The organism is Micromonospora sp. NPDC049801 (assembly GCF_040656575.1).
GTDB lineage: Bacteria > Actinomycetota > Actinomycetes > Mycobacteriales > Micromonosporaceae > Micromonospora.
Genome location: NZ_JBFAMS010000001.1, coordinates 265,541 through 284,748 on the forward strand (window position 1 = coordinate 265,541; position 19,208 = coordinate 284,748).

At 72.2% G+C, this 19,208-nt stretch carries 16 protein-coding genes; 8 read left to right on the plus strand and 8 right to left on the minus strand.

Annotated elements, in window-relative coordinates; translation table 11 throughout:
- Positions 1-2: 2 nt before the first annotated feature.
- Together AB0I89_RS01220 and AB0I89_RS01225 are read left to right on the plus strand one after the other, a co-directional pair.
- Entirely contained in the window at positions 3-1,130 is a 1,128-nt protein-coding gene (locus tag AB0I89_RS01220) for a hypothetical protein (protein WP_357118195.1), read from the plus strand.
- Positions 1,131-1,267: 137 nt separating this feature from the next.
- Complete coding sequence (locus AB0I89_RS01225; RefSeq protein ID WP_357118198.1) at positions 1,268-2,038, plus strand: BTAD domain-containing putative transcriptional regulator; 771 nt, start codon at positions 1,268-1,270, stop codon at positions 2,036-2,038.
- A gap of 306 nt (positions 2,039-2,344) precedes the next feature.
- On the opposite strand, the gene AB0I89_RS01230 is transcribed toward AB0I89_RS01225, so the two are convergent.
- The 8 genes from AB0I89_RS01230 to AB0I89_RS01265 form a co-directional block, all read right to left on the minus strand.
- Positions 2,345-3,832, minus strand: a complete 1,488-nt coding sequence (locus tag AB0I89_RS01230) for an FAD-binding protein (RefSeq protein ID WP_357118201.1) — start codon at positions 3,830-3,832, stop codon at positions 2,345-2,347.
- Positions 3,833-3,981: 149 nt separating this feature from the next.
- Positions 3,982-4,713 carry an HD domain-containing protein gene (locus AB0I89_RS01235; protein WP_357118204.1) on the minus strand — a complete coding sequence of 244 codons (732 nt, stop codon included), beginning with the start codon at positions 4,711-4,713 and terminating at the stop codon, positions 3,982-3,984.
- Positions 4,714-4,794: 81 nt separating this feature from the next.
- Positions 4,795-6,144 (minus strand): polysaccharide lyase family 1 protein, encoded by a 1,350-nt coding sequence (locus AB0I89_RS01240; RefSeq protein ID WP_357118207.1) that lies wholly within the window; start codon positions 6,142-6,144, stop codon positions 4,795-4,797.
- A 55-nt stretch (positions 6,145-6,199) separates the two neighbouring features.
- Positions 6,200-7,378, minus strand: a complete 1,179-nt coding sequence (locus tag AB0I89_RS01245) for a Gfo/Idh/MocA family oxidoreductase (protein WP_357118210.1) — start codon at positions 7,376-7,378, stop codon at positions 6,200-6,202.
- Positions 7,379-7,439: 61 nt separating this feature from the next.
- A complete protein-coding gene (locus AB0I89_RS01250; RefSeq protein ID WP_357118213.1) occupies positions 7,440-8,933 on the minus strand; it encodes a mannitol dehydrogenase family protein in 1,494 nt (497 codons plus the stop codon).
- Positions 8,924-10,228: an enolase C-terminal domain-like protein gene (locus tag AB0I89_RS01255; protein WP_357118216.1), complete on the minus strand. Its 1,305-nt coding sequence runs from the start codon at positions 10,226-10,228 to the stop codon at positions 8,924-8,926. Before AB0I89_RS01255 ends, AB0I89_RS01250 begins: the two co-directional genes overlap by 10 nt.
- On the minus strand, positions 10,225-11,658 hold the full coding sequence (gene uxaC / locus AB0I89_RS01260; protein ID WP_357118218.1) for a glucuronate isomerase: 1,434 nt from the start codon (positions 11,656-11,658) through the stop codon (positions 10,225-10,227). Before uxaC ends, AB0I89_RS01255 begins: the two co-directional genes overlap by 4 nt.
- 20 nt (positions 11,659-11,678) lie before the next feature.
- A complete protein-coding gene (locus tag AB0I89_RS01265) occupies positions 11,679-13,007 on the minus strand; it encodes a Gfo/Idh/MocA family oxidoreductase (RefSeq protein WP_357118220.1) in 1,329 nt (442 codons plus the stop codon).
- Positions 13,008-13,247: 240 nt separating this feature from the next.
- Between AB0I89_RS01265 and AB0I89_RS01270 the strand changes: the two genes are divergently transcribed.
- From AB0I89_RS01270 to AB0I89_RS01295, 6 genes are all read left to right on the plus strand, one after another.
- Positions 13,248-14,306, plus strand: a complete 1,059-nt coding sequence (locus AB0I89_RS01270) for a LacI family DNA-binding transcriptional regulator (protein ID WP_357118223.1) — start codon at positions 13,248-13,250, stop codon at positions 14,304-14,306.
- Between the two features lie 91 nt (positions 14,307-14,397).
- Complete coding sequence (locus AB0I89_RS01275; RefSeq protein ID WP_357118226.1) at positions 14,398-15,741, plus strand: extracellular solute-binding protein; 1,344 nt, start codon at positions 14,398-14,400, stop codon at positions 15,739-15,741.
- Between the two features lie 32 nt (positions 15,742-15,773).
- Entirely contained in the window at positions 15,774-16,757 is a 984-nt protein-coding gene (locus AB0I89_RS01280; protein ID WP_357118229.1) for a sugar ABC transporter permease, read from the plus strand.
- Positions 16,757-17,638 (plus strand): carbohydrate ABC transporter permease, encoded by an 882-nt coding sequence (locus tag AB0I89_RS01285; protein WP_357118232.1) that lies wholly within the window; start codon positions 16,757-16,759, stop codon positions 17,636-17,638. Before AB0I89_RS01280 ends, AB0I89_RS01285 begins: the two co-directional genes overlap by 1 nt.
- Positions 17,622-18,305: a hypothetical protein gene (locus AB0I89_RS01290; protein WP_357118235.1), complete on the plus strand. Its 684-nt coding sequence runs from the start codon at positions 17,622-17,624 to the stop codon at positions 18,303-18,305. The genes AB0I89_RS01285 and AB0I89_RS01290 overlap by 17 nt, the downstream gene beginning before the upstream one ends.
- A complete protein-coding gene (locus tag AB0I89_RS01295; RefSeq protein WP_357118238.1) occupies positions 18,302-19,207 on the plus strand; it encodes a PmoA family protein in 906 nt (301 codons plus the stop codon). Before AB0I89_RS01290 ends, AB0I89_RS01295 begins: the two co-directional genes overlap by 4 nt.
- Position 19,208: the final 1 nt, after the last annotated feature.

The following is a 19,208-nucleotide window of genomic DNA, read 5'->3' on the forward strand; positions in this document are numbered from 1 at the left end:
CGATGGCGAACGAGATCAACTACGACGGGGTGACCGTCACCGAGCTGTACGAGGCGTTCACCAGGAACGGCATCCCGGCCTCGGACGCCAGCGTGCTGGTCTCCTCCTGGATCTACGAGAACGTCGGCACCGCGAAGCGGGTGTTCAGCTACGCCGAGTCGTTCCCGGCGGTGGAGCCGGGCTGCGCCCCACCACCGTTCGCCCGCACGTTCGCGCACACCGACTGGGTGGACGGCGAGGACGTCGTGCAGGCCGGTCAGACACCGGGGGAGCAGGGCTTCAACGAGCGCTTCCACCGCATCGAGCACGACCTGGACCACCTCGGCACCGACCTGGCCAAGGCGTTCACCTGCATGGCGGCGATGCGGGTCAGCCTGCGCCGGCTGCTCGACGAGATCCGCGCCGAGATCAACCGGCTGCACTCGACGGTGCACGAGAACAAGATCGTGCCCGGCCCGTACACCTTCGAGCAGATCCCCAACTACATCGGCGCGTTGGACTTCGGCAAGTACATGGGCACCACGATGTTCATGGACAAGAAGGTCAGCATCTGGCAGACCAAAGCCGGCACGATCGTGCTGCCCGCCGTGGAGACCCTCGGCGTGGACGTGGTGGTCGGTCCGAAGGTGCGCGGCGCCGCCCAGGTCGCCCGCTACGCCGTCGAGCACGGTGACGTGCGGCAGCGCTTCCCGCGCGAGGTGAAGGTGGTCGAGTTCATCCGCTTCTTCGGCGAGGACGAGGTGGCCGACGGCCGGACCATCCGCGACGTGCTCAAGGTGCTGCCGGCCGACAGCAGCTACCCGAGCCTGGACGCGATGATCGCCGAGGTCAGCGAGCGCGAGGCCGTCATGGTCCGGACCACCGTCGGGGCCCAGTCGGCGGTCTCCGCGGCCCTCGGCGTCGACGCGGGGCTGGAGAACGTCGCGGACGCCGACATCGCGATGCTCGCCGGGGTGCCGACCAAGGCCCGCGCCGCGCTGGCCCGCGCCGGAATCAGCACGCTCGGCAAGCTCGCCGAGGCGCCGGCCGAGCGGGTGCTCGGCATCATGAAGGAGGCCGGGGTACGCGCCGAGGCCGGCGACGCCGCCGAGTGGACCGGGTACGCCCAGACGCTGAGCAAGCTGCGCTGAACGGCCGGCGACGACTCCGGCGAACGGTTGATCCGCGCCGTTCGCCGGGTCGGTGTGACGACACTGCGCTGGCGTACCGACCCTCCACACCCGACCGTGAGAATCCCACGGGGCGATCGGGCACGAAGGGCGCGCGGATGGCAGTTCACGAGGCGAGGTACGACCTGCGCTCCGGGGCGCCGGAGACCGGGGCGGTGCGACCGAGTCGGTACGCGTTGCGGCTGCTCGGCGGCTTCGCGCTGGAACGCGACGGCCGGTCCGTGGTGGTGCCGCAGGGGGCCCGGCGGCTGCTCGCCTACCTCGGCGTACGCCAGCGGTGTGCCCGCTCGGAGGCTGCTGGGACGCTCTGGCCCGCCTCCCACGAGGATCGGGCGCGGGCCAACCTGCGCACGATGCTGTGGCGGCTGCACCGGGTGACGCCCGAGCCCTTGGTCGAGGAGGACGACGGGCTGGCCCTGGCCGCTGACGTCACGAGTGACGTGGCCGCCCTGAGCACGGCGGCGGCCGTCCTGCTGGCCGGCGGCGCACCCGTGGACACCGTGCCGGCGTTGGCGACCGGCGAGCTGTTGCCCGGCTGGTACGACGACTGGGTTCTGACGGAGCGGGAACGGCTGCGCCAGACCCGGCTGTACGCGCTGGAAGCTCTCGCCGAACGCCTCACCGCCCAGGGACGCTTCAGTGAGGCGGTGCAGGTGGCGTTGACCGCCGTGCACCTGGAGCCGCTGCGGGAGAGCGCCACCCGCGCGCTGATCGCGGTGCACCTGGCCGAAAGCAACATCAACGAGGCGGTGCGACGGTTCGAGCTGTTCCGCGCCGACCTGGGCCGGGAGTTGGGCGTCGCTCCGACACCCTGGCTGGAGCGTCTGGTGCAGGCTGGCCGCTCCGGCGCCGCGGTCCCGTATCCCTGAGCAACCGCACCACCCATACCGACAACGCGCCCCCGCGTGTCCCGCCTGGCCGCTACCTGTCTCGCCTGGCCGCTACCTGTCTGGCTCCTGCCCGGCCGTCGGTCTGCCCCCGCCAACAGTCCGCCCAGTCCGCCCGGCCGCCCGCGGGCGGCGGCCACGGGTCTCCTGCGCGCCCTCTGCTCTGCTTCAACCCGCGCAACACTGAGACGCCGTCAGTGTTGCCTCCGTTGAAGCAGAGCAAGGGACGCGCGAGGGGGTGGGGTAGGGGCGTCGGTTGGCGGGCGGGCGGGCCGCTGGTCAGCCGGGTCAGTGGGTCGCGGGCGGGATGCTCTGCTCGTACTGGAAGACGTTGTGCGGGTCGTACTTCGCCTTGACTTTGCGCAGTCGCGGGAAGTTGCGCCCCCAGTAGGCCTCCTCCCACTCCGCCATGCCGATGTTCGGCACATTGACGTACGCGCCGTCCACGTAGGGTCGCAGCGCCTGGCTGAACTCGGCGATCCAGGTCTGCGCGATCGGGGTGATGGCGTCGCCGCTGTCCGGCTCGCCGCGGGTGCCCCAACCAGCGCCGGGCTCGGAGTAGAAGAGCGCGTCACGGTGCGGAAACGCCGAGCCGCCGAAGGGCTCCTGCCGTTGGGCGCCCCGGCCGAACGCCTGGGTGAAGAAGTTGCTGTCCGGCGACGGAGCCTTCTCCATGAACTCGCGGACGATGCTGATCGCCCTTGTCGGGAAGGGTTCCCTGGTGAACTGGGAGAAGAACTTCCACTTCGCCGGCTCTTCGTCGTTCGGGACCTGGAATCCGGCGTACGTCTCGCTCCAACCGCCGATCTGCACGCTGACCTCGGGGTTGCCGATGGAGAGCAGCGGTTCCAGCAGCCTTCTCACCTCCGCCTCCGATCCCTCGGCGAGCACCCCGAACACCAGGATCTCGGTCGGGTGGATCTCGACCTGGCTGCCGAGGCGGGGGTCGGCGAACGGCGCGACGCGCTGCCAGGTGTCGAAGACGTCGTGCAGGTCGTCGAGGCCCGACCAGGTCGCCTGCAGGTACGCCACGCTCTCCAGCGGGGCTACCTGGTAGGTCAGGGAGGTGACGATCCCGAAGTTGCCGTTTCCGGCGCCGCGCAGCGCCCAGAGCAGGTCCGCGTGGTTCCACGGGTCCACCTCGAGCACCCTGGCGCCGTTGGCGCCCGCCGCGACGACGATCTCCGCCCCGATCAGGTTGTCGCAGGCCATGCCGAGGTAGCGGGTGAGGAACCCGAAGCCGCCACCGAGGGTCGCGCCGGACAGGCCGACGGTCCCCTCCGTTCCGGTCGTCGCCGCGAAGTCGTACTCCCCGAGCGCGGTGATCGCTTCCGACTGGTTGAGCCCCGCGCCGAGCTTCGCCGTGCGCGTGGCGGTGTCGATGTGGACGTCCTTCAGCTCGCTGACGTCGATGACGAGGCCGTTGTCGACGTTCGACCAACCTTCCAGGCTGTGCCGGCCGCTGCGTACCCGCAGCGCCACGTCGTGCTGCCGAGCCCAGGTGAGGGCGTTGACGACGTCCTGGGTCTCCTGAGCGAAGACGATGACCAGCGGGTAGCGCACGAACAGCTCGTCCCAGCCGATGCTCGCCTCCGCGTAGTCGGGGCTCTGGGGGCGGACGATCCGGCCGGTCAACGTCGCGGGCGGGTAGGTGTCGCCGACGGGTGGGCCGTCCGCCGCCACCGCCGAACTGCCAGCCATCACGCCGGGCAGGGCGATCGCTCCGGCGCCGACGGCCGTCGCCCTGAGCAGATCGCGACGAGAAAGGTCGCGCATGGTCCGAATCCTCTCGACGGGGGTCGCGTCAGAGATTCGACCGAGAGGACCTTTGCCTCTCAACTGACGCAAAACCACCGTAATTCCGCAGGCTGCGGCGCAGATCCGAGAACTTGTCACAGAACCCGGTCGGGTGACGCGACGGCAGGTCAGTTGGCGTGCGCGGGCTGGTCCAGGATGGCGCTGAACCGCTCCTCGGCAAGATCGAGCTGACCGAAGATGTGCCGCTTGACCCCCGCCGACAACGGCGTGTCCGGCCGGCCGATCAGATCCCGGAAGAGCGGCACCAGCGGCCGGTACTTGCGGGCCGACGAGACGACCTTCGGCCCGACCGTATGGATCACGCCGACGCCGTTGTCGGTGAAGTCCGACACCTTGATCACCCGGGCCCAGGGCTCGCGGTCCAGGCTGACCGCCAGGTGCTCCCGGTACTGCGTGTTGCGGTCCCGCTCGGGGTCGTACACCGGGTTGGTGACGGCGGCGACGAGCGTCGCGACACGCGTCCCGAACCGCGCGGCGAGCGCGGCCAGCGCGGCCCCGGTCGGGTCGGTGCCGGCGGCGCCGCCCCCGGCCAGCTCGACCGGGTGGTCCTCGACCGCGTCGTGCAGCAGGCCGGCGACGATCACGTCCACGTCGCGCACCTGGTAGTGGTGCATCAGTCGGATCGCCACCCGCAGCAGGTGGTTCAGGTACGGCTCGCGGACGCGCCGGTCGTCACGGTGCAACTCGGCGGCCAGGTCGAGCGCGGCCGTCAACCGCTCGCGGGCGGCGTCGTCGAACTGTTGGATCTCCAGCCGGAAGCGCTCCAGCAGGCCCGGTTCGCCGTGGATCTCGGTGATCGCGTGCATCGGCATGCTGCCCAGGTGCGGCGGGAAGTCCATGCGTCACTTATAGCCGATCTTCACCACATCGATGAGCCCTTACGTCGTCGACCCGACCACGAACTCCGGCGGGTCGAGCCGTCAGATCGGCAACCGGTCGGCCCCGGCCAGGGGATTCACCACGAGAGGGACCAGCGGCGTCGGTAGCACGGGATCACGACGCAGGGTGGGCGTCCAGCCCGCGTCGGCGGCCAGGTCGGGATCGTGGACCGCGTTGTACGCGGCCAGCAGGTCGACCGGCCGGGCCCGGCCGGTGCCCTGGCGCACCCAGGAGCCCCGCTCGGTCAGCCCGGTGCCACCCCAGTCGTAGAGCAGGTCGGCCGGGTCGACCGCCGGATCCAGGGTGAAGAAGTTGTTCTCCGCGTACATCGCCGACTGGACCCCGACGCCGAGGGCGTACTGGAAGCCGTCCCCGCCGAGCCGGTAGTGGTTGTTGTAGACGTCGACCTGACCGAAGCGCACCCGGGGCAGTCGTTGCAGGACGCCGTCGAAGAGGTTGTGGTGCAGGGTGACCTTGAGCCGGCCCACGTCCGGCCCGACCGTGTTGGACGAGCCGATCAGCATCAGCTTGTCCCGCCCGGTGAACCGGTTCCAGGTGGCGGTGACTCCGCTGGCGGTGTGGGTGACGTCCAACGACCCGTCGTGCACCTGGTAGGGCCGCCCGAAGTAGCTGGGCTGGGCGCTGTCCGGGTTGTCGCCGTCGGTGAACGTGTCGTGGTCGACCCAGACGTGCTCGCTGCGACGTACCGAGATCTGGTCGTACTGGCTGTTCCAGTTGCCGGTCTCGCCGTCGGTCGGCGACCAGGCGGGGAAGCAGTCCCGGGCGTCCACGAAGGTCAGGTTTCGCACGATGACGTTCGACGCCCGGTCGATCATGAGGGTGAGGCCGGTCAGCCGGGCCCCGCGCAGCCCGACGATCGTCGTGTTGGGGCCCACGTTGATCTGGGTCTGGCGGGTCTGGTTCGCCACCGACCGCACCCGGGCCTCCTCCAGCGGCCCAGCGGGGGCCACCCGACCCCACACCGCCGGGTCGTACGCGGCCAGGTAGGCGTCCAGCCGGTACGTCGGGTCGGCCAGGTCGGCGCAGCTCAGCGCCGTACCGTCGGGTGCTTCGAAGCCGTCGACGGCACCGTCCACGTAGATGAGCTTCGGCGTGGCATCGGTGGCGTTGGTGGCGTTGTCACCGCCGAGCGCGTCGACCAGCTCGGCCCGGCTGTGCACCACCCGGGTCCGTTCGGCGGTGGCCGCCGAGCCGCCGGTGGTGCCGTCGCCCTCGGCCGCCCAGCCGTCGCGCTCGGGCAAGGCCTGCCGACCGAGGTGGCGGGCCGACCAGGACAGCCGGTCGGTGGGCGGAACGTCGGGGTGGGCGGCGGCCGGTGCGGCGACGAGCAGCAGGGCGACCACCAGTACGCCGATGAGGGGTTTGCGCATCGCTTCGCTCCGTTCTGCTGAGGTGTCCGATGGCGTCGTGTCGGGTCCGGAGGTGCTATTCCGCGAGTTCGGTGCGATACGGGGCAGTCGCCCAGGGCACGCCCCACTCGCTCGGCAGCGCCCCGCGTTCGGCCGAGGCGCGCAGCACGTCGGCCACGCCGCGCAGGTGACGGACGCGCTGGTCTCCGTCGCCCACCCCGTCGACCAGCTCCCCGTCGAGCAGTCGGGGCTCGGGGGCGGCCCGCAGCGCGTCCAGCAGGGCGGTGAACGGCGCGGTACGGGCCAGCGGCGCGATCAGCGGCACCCCGACCGGGTCGATCCGGTGGGCGAGCAGGTTCTCCAGCAGGCCCCGTCGACCGGGGACGCGGCGGGTCACCGCGTCGCCGGGCAGGCGCAGCCGGTCGGTCGGGTACTCCAGCGACGCCGGCCCGCTCGTGCCGGTCACCACCAGCTCGCCGGCCACGAACTCGGCGGAGGCCAGCGTGACCGCCGCCAGCACGGGTGGGCCGGCGCGGAGACGGACGCGCAGCACCGCCGTGTCCTCCACCTCGATCGGCCGGACCCGGTAGCGCTCCACCTCGATCGCCGCCGGCCACGGTGGCGCCCCTCCCAGCGCCTCGGCGACCGCGAGGCACTGCATTACCGCGTGCGCGAGTGGGTTGACGAGCGCGCCGTCCAGCACCGGCCGGCCGTCCACGCTTCGTCGACCGGCCCACGGGGAGCGGGCGTAGTAGGCGTCCGGCCGTTGCCAGGCGGCGACGGCGGAGATGCCGGTGACCGTGCCCAACCGGCCTGCGGCCACCGCGTCGGTCAGCGCGGTCAGCGCCGCCGAACCGAGCGCCTGAAAGCCGACCTGCGCCACCCGGCCGGCCGCCGCGAGCGCGTCGGTCAGCTCGTGGTGCTCGGCCAGCGACAGCACCGGCGGCTTCTCCAGCAGCAGGTCCGCGCCGGCCGCGACGGCGTCGCGGGCGATCGGCAGGTGGGTGTGCGGCGGAGTGCAGATCACCACCACCTCCGGGCGGGTGGCGGCGAGCATCGTCGGGTGGTCGGTGAACACGCCGACGCCGGGCGGCACGGGCGCCTCCCGCTCGTCGCGCACCGGTGCGACGTCGACCAGGGCGACGAGTCGCAGGCGGCCGTCGGCGTGCAGCGGGGCGATCACCCGCCGGTGCCAGTGACCGTGCCCGTTCGCCCCGATCACCGCCACCGTCGTCGGCGGCACCGACCCGTTCACGCGACACCGACCGATAGCGCCACCGCCGGTAGCGCCGCCCTCCCGGCCGGGGCCGCCCGGCTCACCGGACGCCGGCCAGGGTCGCCTCGACGCCGTGTCGTCCGAGCGCGGTGAGCCAGGCGGTCACCTGGGCGCGTACCTCGTCGTCCTCGGCGACCTCGGCCGGGATCACCTCGCGCAGCGCGAAGACGGCGTCCACCGCGCCGGCCGGGCTCTGCGCGCCGGCGTCCAGGGCGGCCCGGATCGGCCCCGCGAGCGGGTCCTGCAACGGCAACGGGCGGCCGTCGTCGGCGTACCCCAGCGCGAAGCGCAACCAGGACGCCACGACCAGCGCGCCCCAGCGCGCGGACCGTCCGGACGCGCGCAGGTCGACGATGGTCTGCAGGATGCGTTGCGGCAGCTTCTGCGACCCGTCGGTGGCGACCTGGAGGGTGCGGTGCCGGATCGCCGGGTTGCCGAACCGGGCCAGGACCTGTTCGCCGTAGTCGACGACCCGCACCCCGTCCGGCGGTGTGAAGCTGGCCGCGACGTCCTCGGCGATCAGCCGGCGCAGCACGTCGGCCAGGTGCGGGATCTCCAGGGCGTCCGCGATGGTCTCCCGCCCGGCCAGCGCGCCGAGGTACGCCACGGCCGAGTGCACACCGTTGAGGGCGCGCAGCTTCAACCGCTCCCACGGCCCGGCGTCGTCGGTCAGCACCGCCCCGGCGTGTTCCCAGCCCGGCCGCCCGCCGGGGAAGTCGTCCTCGATGACCCACTGCGCGTACGGCTCGGCGGCCACCGCGGCCAGGTCGGTGACGCCGAGCGCCCGACGGGCCGTGTCGATGGTCTCCGGGGTGCTGGCCGGCACGATGCGGTCCACCATGGTCCCCGGGCACGTCACGTTGGCGGCCACCCAGTCGACGAACCCGGCCGGCGTCCCGACGGCCCGCGCGATCGCCTGGTCGACCAGGCCGCGCAGCCGTCGGCCGTTGGCCGGCAGGTTGTCGCAGCTCACCAGGGCGACCGGCCCGGCGTCCGCGGCGGCGCGGGCCGCCAGCCCGCGCAGCAGCAGACCCGGCACGGTGGCCGGGGGCCGATGACCGGCGAGGTCCGCGGCGAGCGCGGAGTCCGGCGACAACCGGCCGGTCACCGGGTCGAGCTGGTACGCCTTCTCGGTGACGGTGAGCGTCACGACGCGGACCGCCGGGTCGGCGAGCAACGCCACCACGGCGTCCGGATCGCTCGGCGCGTGCCGTACGCCGCTCAGCGCGCCCACCACCCGGGTGGTGGCGTCGGCGGCGGACAGGGCGCTCACGCTGAACAGGTTGTCCTGGGCGGCGAGCGCGTCGACCACGGCGGCGCTGCGCGGGGCGACGGCCACGATGCCCCAGTCGCCGCCGGCCGCGCCGACCGCCGCCTCGGTGTAGACCGCCTGGTGCGCGCGGTGAAAGGCCCCCAACCCCAGGTGTACGACGCCCGTCGGCACGGTGCCCGGCCGCACCAGGGGGCGGGAGTCGACGGGCAGGTGGCGCAGCACACCCAGGCCGAGGCGGGACGCGCCGACGGTCACCGCCATGCCGGACCGTCCGGGAACCGGTACTCCGCGATCGACGACTGTCTCATGGTGGCGCTGTAACCGGGGCGCTCCGGGAGCAGGTACCGGCCGCCGCGGGTGCGTACCGGGTCGACGAAGTGTTCGTGCAGGTGGTCGACGTACTCGATCATCCGACCGTCGAGGCTCGTGCCTACCCGCAGATAGTCGAAGATCGCCAGGTGCTGGACGTACTCGCAGAGGCCGACGCCGCCCGCGTGCGGGCAGACCGGCACCCCGAACTTGGCCGCCAACAGCAGCTCGGCCAGCACCTCGTCGACGCCGCCGACCCGGCACGCGTCGACCTGCATCACGCCGATCGCGTCGGCCTGGAGCAACTGCTTGAAGATGACGCGGTTGGCGGCGACCTCACCGGTGGCCACCCGGCACCGGCCGTCGGTCAGCTCGGCGACGGCGCGGTTGATCCGGGCGTGCCCGAGGATGTCGTCGGCGTGCGTCGGCTCCTCGATCCAGTACGGGTCCACCTCCGCGAGGGCGGTCATCGCGGTGATCGCCTCGTCGACGTCCCAGACCTGGTTGGCGTCCATCATCAACAGCGCGTCCGGGCCGATCTCGGCGCGGATGATCCGGGCCCGGCGCAGGTCGTCGGCGAGCGGGCCGCCAACCTTCATCTTCATGGCCCGCCAGCCGTCGTCGTACGCCTGCCGGGTCAGCGCCCGCACCTTGTCGTCGGGGTAGCCGAGCCAGCCGACCGAGGTGGTGTACGAAGGAAAACCGTCCCGTTCCAGCGTCGCCAACCGGTCGGCCAGGCCGTCGCGTCCCTTGTCGAGGATGGCCGCCGCCTCGTCGGGCGTCAGCGCGTCGCTGATGTGGTGGAAGTCGACGCTGGCGACGAGGTCGTCGGTGGGCAGCTCGGCCAGGAACCGCCACATCGGCTTGCCGGCGATCCTGGCCCGCAGGTCCCACACGGCGTTGACGAGCGCCCCGGTCGCCATGTGGATGACGCCCTTCTCGGGGCCCAGCCAGCGCAACTGCGCGTCCGCGCTGAGCGAGCGCCAGAACGCCACCGGCTCGGCGGCGATCTCTTCGACCGTACGACCCTCGACGTGGTGGGCCAGCGCCCGCACCGCCGCGCAGGTGATCTCGTTGCCCCGGCCGTTGGTGAAGGTGAATCCCGCGCCCACCGGCCCGGAGTCGGTGCCCAGCTCGACGTACGTCGCCGAGTAGTCGCCCCGGTTGATGGCGTCGGACCCGTCGCCCCGGGCGGCGGTGGGGAAGCGGACGTCGTGCACCTCGACGGAGGTGATGGTGGTGGTCACTGGCTCGACCCTTCGAAGTGGAAGACCCGTTTGGGTAGCCGGTACGCCAGGTCGACGATCGTCTCGGCGGCCTCGTCCATCGCGAGCCGGTGCTCGGCGACCAGCCGGGCCAGGAAGCCGGCGTCGACCCGGCGGGCCACGTCGTGGCGTACCGGGATGGAGCAGAACGCCCGGGTGTCGTCGACGAACCCGGTCGTGTTGTAGAAGCCGGCGCTCTCGGTGACCGTCTCCCGGAACCGCCGCAGCGCCTCGGGGGAGTCCAGGAACCACCAGGGCGCTCCGAGCAGCAGCGCGGCGTACCCGCCGGCCAGGGGCGCCAGCTCGCGGGTGAAGGTGTCCTCGTCGAGGGTGTAGAGCACCACCGTCAGCCGGGGGTCGTTGCCGTAGCGGGACAGCAGCGGGGCGAGCGCGTGCACGTACTCGGTGGCCTGCGGCACGTCGCCGCCGACGTCCCGGCCGTGCCGCTCGTACAGCCAGCGGTTGTGGTTGCGCACCGCGCCGGGGTGCAGCTGCATCACCAGTCCGTCGTCGAGGGACATCCGGGCGAACTCCATCAGCATGTGCGCCCGGAACGCCTCCGCGTCGGCGGCGTCCGCCGCGCCGCGCAGCCCACGGTCGTAGAGGCGGGCGGCCTGCGCCGGGGTCAGGTCCAGGGTGCGCGCGGTGGGGTGCCCGTGGTCCGACGAGGTCGCCCCGGCCGCGACGAACGCGGCCCGGCGGGCCCGCAGCGCGGCCAGATAGCCGGGGTACGTGCCGGTGTCCTCCCCGGCCAGCGCGCCGAGCCGCGCCACGTTGGCCGACCAGCCGTCGAACTCCATGTCCACCACGTCGTCCGGGCGGAAGGTGGTGACCACCCGACCTCCCGGCCCACCCCAGCCGTCGGCGGCGAGCTTGGCGTGCGCCGCGAGGTCGTCCAGCGGTGACTCGGTGGTGGCGAGGACCTCGATCCCGAAGCGCTCGAACAGCGCCCGGGGCCGGAACTCCGGCTCGGCGAGCCGCGCGGCGATCTCGTCGTAGAGGGCGTCGGCGGTGTCGGGACGCAGCGGGGTGTGCGCCCCGAAGACGGTACGGAGGGTCTGTTCCAGCCAGAGCCGCGACGGGGTGCCCCGGAACAGGTGCCAGTGCGCGGCGAAGCGCCGCCAGATCACCCGCCCGTCGGCCTCGACCGGGCTGCCGTCGCGGGTGGGGACCCCCAGGTCGCCCGGGGGTACGCCCTGACTGAGCAGCATCCTCGTCAGGTAGTGGTCGGGCACGATGAGCAGCCGCGCCGGGTCGGGGAAGGGCTGGTCCTCGGCGAGCAGGGCCGGGTCGACGTGCCCGTGCGGCGAGATGATCGGTTGCCGCGCCGCGAGGGCGTACAGCTCCCGGGCCAGCGCGCGCTGGCCCGGCTCGGCCGGCAGGAGCAGGTCGGTGTGGTCGGACGTCGGCACGGGGCTCCTCGTTCTGCTTCTCAGCGGGTGGTGAGCAGGTCGGCGACGCGCACGGCTCGCCCGGTCTCCAGGGACCGGTTGGCGGCCAGGCCGGTGAGCAGGGCCAGCGCGCCGTCCTCGGCCGTCGCGGCGCGGCCCAACGGATCGGGCTGGCCGCCCAGGAGCACCGCGGTCATCCGGGCGTCCGCGCCGCCGTGCCCCTGGCGGGTACGACCCTCGATGAGGATCCGTCGGGGAGGTTCCCAGAACGGGCGCACCGTGAGCGTCGCGTCGCCCCCCTCGGCCGGCGCCTCGACGCCGTGCAGGGCCGCGCCCTTGACGGCGCCGGCGGTGCCCCGGTCGACGTAGTCGTTCTCGGTCACCTCCAGTTCGAGGCGTCCCCGGCTGCCGTTCACCATCACCCGGTAGCCCTCCCAGGGGGCGTACGCGGTGAGGTGGTAGGTCATTGTCGCGCCGGTGGAGTAGCGGGCCAGCACCGCCATGTCGTCCTCGATGCTCACTCCGGGGGCGAAGACGTTGCGGTCGCGCTGGTAGCCGTCCTCGGCCTCGGCGTCGAGGTACAGCTCGCGCAGTCGGGGGTGCGCGTCGAGCCGCAGCGCGAACGGGTCGTCAACCGCGGCGGGGGAGCGGTACGCCCGGTCGTAGTCGCGGGCGTAGCCGTGCCGGCGGCCGCTCTCGCCGTAGAAGAAGAGTCGACCGGCCGCGTACACCTCGACCGGGGTGGCGGCCAGCCACCAGTTGACCAGGTCGAAGTGGTGGCTGGCCTTGTGCACCAGCAGGCCGCCGGAGGTGGCCTTGTCGCGGTGCCAGCGGCGGAAGTAGTCGGCCCCGTGGCGCACGTCGAGCAGCCACTCGAAGTGCACCGAGCCGATCTCGCCGACCGCGCCCTCGGCGAGCAGCCGGCGGACCTGCTCGTGCAGCGGGTTGTAGCGGTAGTTGAAGGCGACCGCAACGCTGCCGCCGGTCTCGGCCACGGCCTCCAGGATGCGCCGGCAGCGGGCGGCGTCCACGGTCATCGGCTTCTCGGTGACGACGTCCCGGCCGGCGCGCAGCGCGGCCACCACGTACTCGTCGTGGGTGACGTCCACGCTGGTCACCAGGACGACGTCGACGCGTTCGGCGTCCAGCATGGAGGCGAATCCGCCGGCGGGGTACGTGGGCACCGGCCGGTGTCCCAGCTCGCCCAGCCAGCGGTTGTGCGCGTCCATCCGGGTCTGGTTGACGTCGGCGAAGGCGACCAGCTCGGCGGAGTCCGGGTGGTCGAGCACCAGGGCCCGGACGAACATCTCCGCTCGCGCGCCGGTGCCCACGATGGCGTAGCGGACCCGCCCGCCGGATCTCGGTGACATGCGATCGCCCTCCGGATGACCCCTGCAAAGGTTTGCAGTGAAGTAACCACGATCAATGTGATGGCGTCAACGACAGCGGCACAACCGGCGGCAATTGTGGGTTTTTGCGGGGTTGAAGGCCACCACTGGGCGTCTCGATGCAACAAAGCTGCAAACATTGACCGTTGACAGTGGAGCAACCGTTTGCATTAATTGGCGGCACCCGCGTGACCACCGCCGCACTCGGACGAAGGGGCCGCCGTGCCAGTCACCATCCGGGACGTCGCCCGCGCCTCCGGGGTGCACATCTCCACCGTGTCCCGCACCTTCTCCGCCCCGCACCTCGTCAACCCCGAGACCCGGGTCCGGGTGCTGGCCTGCGCGGAGGACCTGGGCTACCGGCCGAACCGGGCCGCCCGCGCCCTCATCACCGGGCGTACGCACAACATCGGGCTGATCATCGCCGACATCGCGAACCCGTTCTTCCCACCGCTGATCAAGGCGGCGGAGAGCCAGGCACGCCACCGCGACTACCACGTCTTCGTGGCCGACACCAACGAGGACCCGACCGCCGAGGAGGAGTTGGTCCACGCCCTCGCGAAGCAGGTCGACGGGGTGCTGCTGTGCAGCCCCCGGATGAGCAACAGCCTGATCGAACAGCTCAGCCGCGAGGTGCCGCTGGTCGTGGTGAACCGTCAGGTGACCGGCCTGGCCTGCGTGCTGATGGACGTCGGGCAGGGCGCCCGGGCAGCCGTCGAGCACCTGATCGGTCTCGGTCACCGCGACATCGCCCTGCTCGGCGGGCCGCGCAGCTCGTGGACCAACCGGGAGATGCGGCGTGCCGCCACCACGGCCGTCCGGGCCGGTGGCGGGGAACTGACCGTGCTCGGCCCCAACGCTCCCACCGAGACCGGCGGCTCCGCCGTGGCCGAGCAGGTGCGGCACAGCGGCGTCACCGCCGTGCTCGCCTACAACGACCTGATGGCGATCGGCCTCATCGAAGGGCTGGACGCGCTCGGGGTCCGGGTGCCGCAGCAGGTGAGCGTCGTCGGGGTCGACGACATCGCCCTGAGCCGGCTCACCCGACCCAAACTGACGACGGTGGCCACACCCACCGGGGCCGCCGGCCGGACGGCCGTCGACATGCTGCTGCAACAGGACATCGAGTCACCGCGCGGCGCGCGGGGGCCCGGTACCGGCACGGCGGTCGGCGTCCGGCGTACCACCGCACAGGTAATGCTCCAGACCGACCTGGTCATCCGCGACTCGACCGGGCCGGGTCCGCATGCCCGGCCGGCACGTCCCCTGGCCGCGCCCTAAGGCCCGGACCCGCACTGCCCTGCGGGTCCGGGCATCCCGACCGCGGCCTCGGGTGATGCCGTCGCCTCCTAAAGCCGAGGAGTGAGCGCACATGCACCCCGCAACGTCCCCCACCACCGGCACGCCCGTCGGGCGTCCGCCCGCCACCCCGCTGCCCCGGCGGCGGCTGCTGCGCGGCCTGCTCGCCGCGACGGTCGCCGCGCCGCTGCTGTTCGGCGCCGCCGCGTGCGGCGACGACGACGCCGCCGACCCCAACGCCCCCGTCAAGCTCTCGATCTTCTGGTGGGGCGGTGACGCCCGGGCCAAGCTGACCGAGGACGCCCTCGCCCTCTACACAAAGAAGCATCCCAACGTGACCTTCGAGAAGACCTGGCAGGCCAACCAGGGCTACTTCGACAAGCTCGCCACGCTCACCGCCGGTGGCAACCCGCCCGACCTGTTCCAGATCGACGACAACTACCTCGCCGAGTACGCGGCTCGCAACACCACGCTCGACCTCACCTCGTACCAGAAGTCCGGCAAGCTGGACACCGCCACGTTCCCCAAGAGCCTGTGGCAGTACGGCGTCGTCGACGGCAAGCTCGCCGGCCTGGCCGCCGGGGAGAACACGCAGGGTCTGGTCTACAACAAGACGCTGCTGGCGAAGCACAACCTGCCCGAACCGACCACCGGGATGAGCTGGGAGCAGCACATCGCCTGGGCCGAGGGAGTGTCCGCCAAGACGGGGGTTCCCGGCACCCAGGATCCGAGCGCCGACTACAAGGCGTTCTGGGTCTGGCTGCGCCAGCAGGGCAAGGACCTCTACCAGGGCAAGGATCTGGGCTTCACCGCCGAGGACGTGACCGCCTGGTTCGACCTCTGGAAGGGCGCGCGGGACCGTAAGGCCACCCCGACCGCCGACGTCATCCACGAGGGCAACTCCAGCGACGTCACCAAGCAGTTGGTGGTCACCGGCAAGTCCGCGACGTCCTGGGTCTGGGCCAACCAGATGCCGGACCTGAAGAAGAACACCAAGGACGAGCTGGGAGTGATCGCCTACCCCGGCGATCCGAGCGCGCAGTGGGCCCGGGCCTCGATGTACTGGTCGGTGTTCAAGGGCAGCAAGAACAGGGACGTCGCGGTCGATGTGATCAACTTCCTGGTCAACGACCGGGAGGCCGTCACCCTGCTCGGCACCGACCGGGGCCTGCCGTCCAACCTGGACCTGCGTCAGGTCGTCAGCGACGGCACCACCGACCCCGCGATGAAGCAGTCGATCGCCGTCGAGGCGGAGCTGACCCAGAAGTTCGGCGAGTCGCCACAGGTGCCGATCAAGGGACACAGCACGGTCAAGTCCGAGCTGGTCAAGGCCGCCGAGAGCGCCCAGTACGGCCGGGCCACCCCCGCGCAGGCCGCCGCCCAGTTCATCGAGGCGTGCAAGGGCGCCATCGCCTGACCCGCCCCACGAGGCGAGGAGAGGAGCCGATCGTGGCGTTGACCACGGCGCCCGACCCGACCCGACCCGGCCCCGGATCCGTCCGGACCCACCCCACCCGGCGTGGGTCCGGCGGCATCCGGCACCGCGAGGGTCTGGCGGGGTACGTCTTCCTGTCGCCGTGGCTCATCGGCCTGATGGGTGTCACGGCGGTCCCCATGCTGCTGTCGCTCTACCTGAGCTTCACCAACTACGACATCCTCACCCCGTTCTCCGAGGCCCGGTGGGTGGGGCTGGCCAACTACGAGCGGATGTTCACCGCCGACCCGTCGTACTGGCACGCCGTGCGGGTCACCCTGACCTTCGCGCTGGTCGCCGTACCCCTGAAACTGGCCGCGGCCCTCGGCGTGGCGCTGCTGCTCAACCGCGCGTGGCGCGGCGTCGGCCTGTTCCGCGGCCTGTTCTACCTGCCGTCGCTGCTCGGCGGCAGCGTGGCGCTGGCCATCGTCTGGGTCAACATGTTCAACCGCGATGGTGCGTTCAACTCGCTGCTGAGCCTCTTCGGCATCGAGGGCAGGCCCTGGGTCAACGACCCGGACTGGGCCCTGCAGACGCTCATGGTACTGGCCATCTGGCAGTTCGGCGCCCCGATGGTGATCTTCCTGGCCGGGCTGAAGCAGGTGCCCACCGAGCTGTACGAGGCCGCGTCCGTCGACGGCGCCGGTCGGTTCCGGCAGTTCCGCGCCGTCACCCTGCCGATGCTCTCCCCGGTCATCTTCTTCAACCTGGTGCTGGAGACGATCAACGGCTTCCAGGGCTTCACCGCCGCGTTCGTGCTCAGCAACGGCACCGGCGGTCCGGTCGACTCGACCCTCATGTACACGCTGAACCTCTACATCACCGGCTTCACCGACCTGGAGATGGGCTACGCCTCGGCGATGGCCTGGGTGTTCCTGCTCGCCATCGCGGTGCTCACCGCGATCTTCTTCAGCACCGGGCGGTTCTGGGTGCACTACTCCGACGGAGAGGACCGGTGATGGCGACTCCGACGGCGGCGGCGCTGCCCGGAGCGGGACGACGCCCCGGCGGTCGGCCCGTACTGCGGCTGCTGATCCTGGTGGTGATCGTGGCCGTGGTGCTCTACCCGCTGATCTGGATGGTCGGCACCTCCGTGAAGTCCCAGGAGGAGATCGTCAACAACGTCGGGCTGCTGCCGGAGCGGTTCACCCCGGGCAACTACACCGCCGGCTGGTCCAACTTCGACGTCGGATTCGGCCGGTTCTTCCTCAACAGCGCGCTGGTCAGCCTGCTCACCGTCATCGGCAACGGGCTCTCCTGCCTGCTGGCTGCGTACGCCTTCGCCCGCCTGAGGTTCCGGCTGCGTGGCCTCTGGTTCGCCGTCATGATCGGTACGCTGCTGCTGCCCCAGCACGTGCTGATCGTGCCGCAGTACATCCTGTTCCGCACCCTCGGTCTGGTGGGTGGCGAGTGGCCCTACCTGCCGCTGCTCATCCCGCAGTTCCTGGCCACCGAGGCGTTCTTCGTCTTCCTCATGGTGCAGTTCATGCGCGGCGTCCCGCGCGAGCTGGACGAGGCGGCGCGGATCGACGGCGCCGGCCCGTACGGGATCTTCCGGCACATCATCCTGCCGCTGAGCCGACCCGCGCTGGTCACCACCGCGATCTTCTCGTTCATCTGGACCTGGAACGACTTCTTCCGCCAACTGGTCTTCCTGTCCCAACTGAAGGACTACACCGTGCCGGTGGCGCTGACCCTCTTCATCGACTCGACGAGTCAGAGCGCGGTCGGGCCGATGTTCGCCATGTCGGTGCTGTCGCTGCTGCCGGTCTTCCTGTTCTTCGTCGCGTTCCAACGGATGCTCGTCGAGGGGATCAACACCAGTGGCATCAAGGGCTGAACCCGTCGACGACGCCGAGCGGCGGGACTGGCGGGACGTCGCCCGCGACGCCGCGGACCTGGCGCTGCTCGGCATCCTGTTGACCCTCGCGGCGGCGCCGCTGCTCACCGCCGCCGGGGCGGCCGGTACGGCCAGCGCGGCAGTGCGCGACTGGACGCGTACCGGCGGTTGGCCGTCGGCGCGTACGACCCTGCGCCGGTTCGGCCGCTCGGTGCTGCCCGGCGTGCCGGTCAGCCTGCTCGTGCTCTGCGTGCTCGGGCTGCTCGCCGCCGACCTGGCGGCGCTGACCGCCGGGCGGGTGCCCGGTGGCCCACCGGCGCTGGCGGTGACCGCTCTGGTCGCGGCCGCTCTGGCCGGGTACGCCGGCCTGGTCGTCGTCGAGGCGGGCCGGAACGGGGGCGGGCGGTGGCGGGTCGCGGCCCGGTCCAGCGCCCGCGCCTGCCTCGACGCGCCCACCCGGTGGGCCGCCCTCACGGGCGTGACGGCGTTGGCGGGGCTGCTCGCCGTCCTGGTCACACCGGTGGCCGTGCCCATCCTCGCCGGCTACACCCTGGCGGCCCTGCACGCCGTCGCCAACCGGATGCCGGTCCCCACGGACGTCGGCCGCGCCTTCGCCGCCGAGGTCGGCAGCCGCGAGCCGGCCGCCGTCCGGCCGGAGCTGCCGTGACCACCGATCCCGCCACCGATCCTGCCCCGGGCGGCCCCGACGCCGCTCCGGTCGCCGAGGAACCGGCTCGGCTGCTGGTCGGCGGGACCGAGGTGGCCCGGTACGTCGTCGACCCCGCGTTGGACGCGCGGCACGGCCCCCGGCCGTACCTGCACCCCGTGCGCACCCTCGGCGGCACGGTGGTCACCGACGCGCTCCCCGCCGACCATGTGTGGCACCTGGGAGCCTCCCTCGCGGTGCAGGACGTCGACGGCGTCAACCTGTGGGGCGGGCGCACCTACGTGCGCGACGTCGGCTACACGTGGCGCGAGGACCACGGGCGGATCGTCCACACCGGCTGGACGCGGCGCTCGGCGGACCGGCTGGCCCATCAGCTCCAGTGGCGCGACCCGCGCGGACGGGTGCTGCTCGCCGAGCGGCGTCAGCTGGCCGCGTCGGCGGTGACGCCGGACGTCTGGCGGCTCGACCTGGACTCCGCGCTCACCGCGCCGCCCGACAGGTCCGTGCGCCTGGGCAGTCCGGCCACCAACGGTCGTCCCGGCGGGGCCGGCTACGGCGGCTTCTTCTGGCGGGCGGTCGCCGCCGGGGGCGAGGCGACGGTGTTCACCGCCGAGGCGACGGGGGAGGAGGCGATCAACGGCAGCGCCACCCCGTGGCTGGCGCTGGCCGGCACCGGGCCGGGCGGTGGCGCGTACACCCTGGTCTTCGCGGGCCTCGGCCTCGGTGACCGGTGGTTCGCGCGGACCGCGATGTATCCCGGCGTCTGCGTGGCCTTCGCCTTCGACCAACCGGCGGAGGTCCCCGCCGCCACCACCCGCCACGGCAGCTACCAGGTGTGGATCGCCGACGGCACCCTGTCTCCAGCCCAATGCGCCACCCTCGCCAGCGCGCGTCGATCATGAA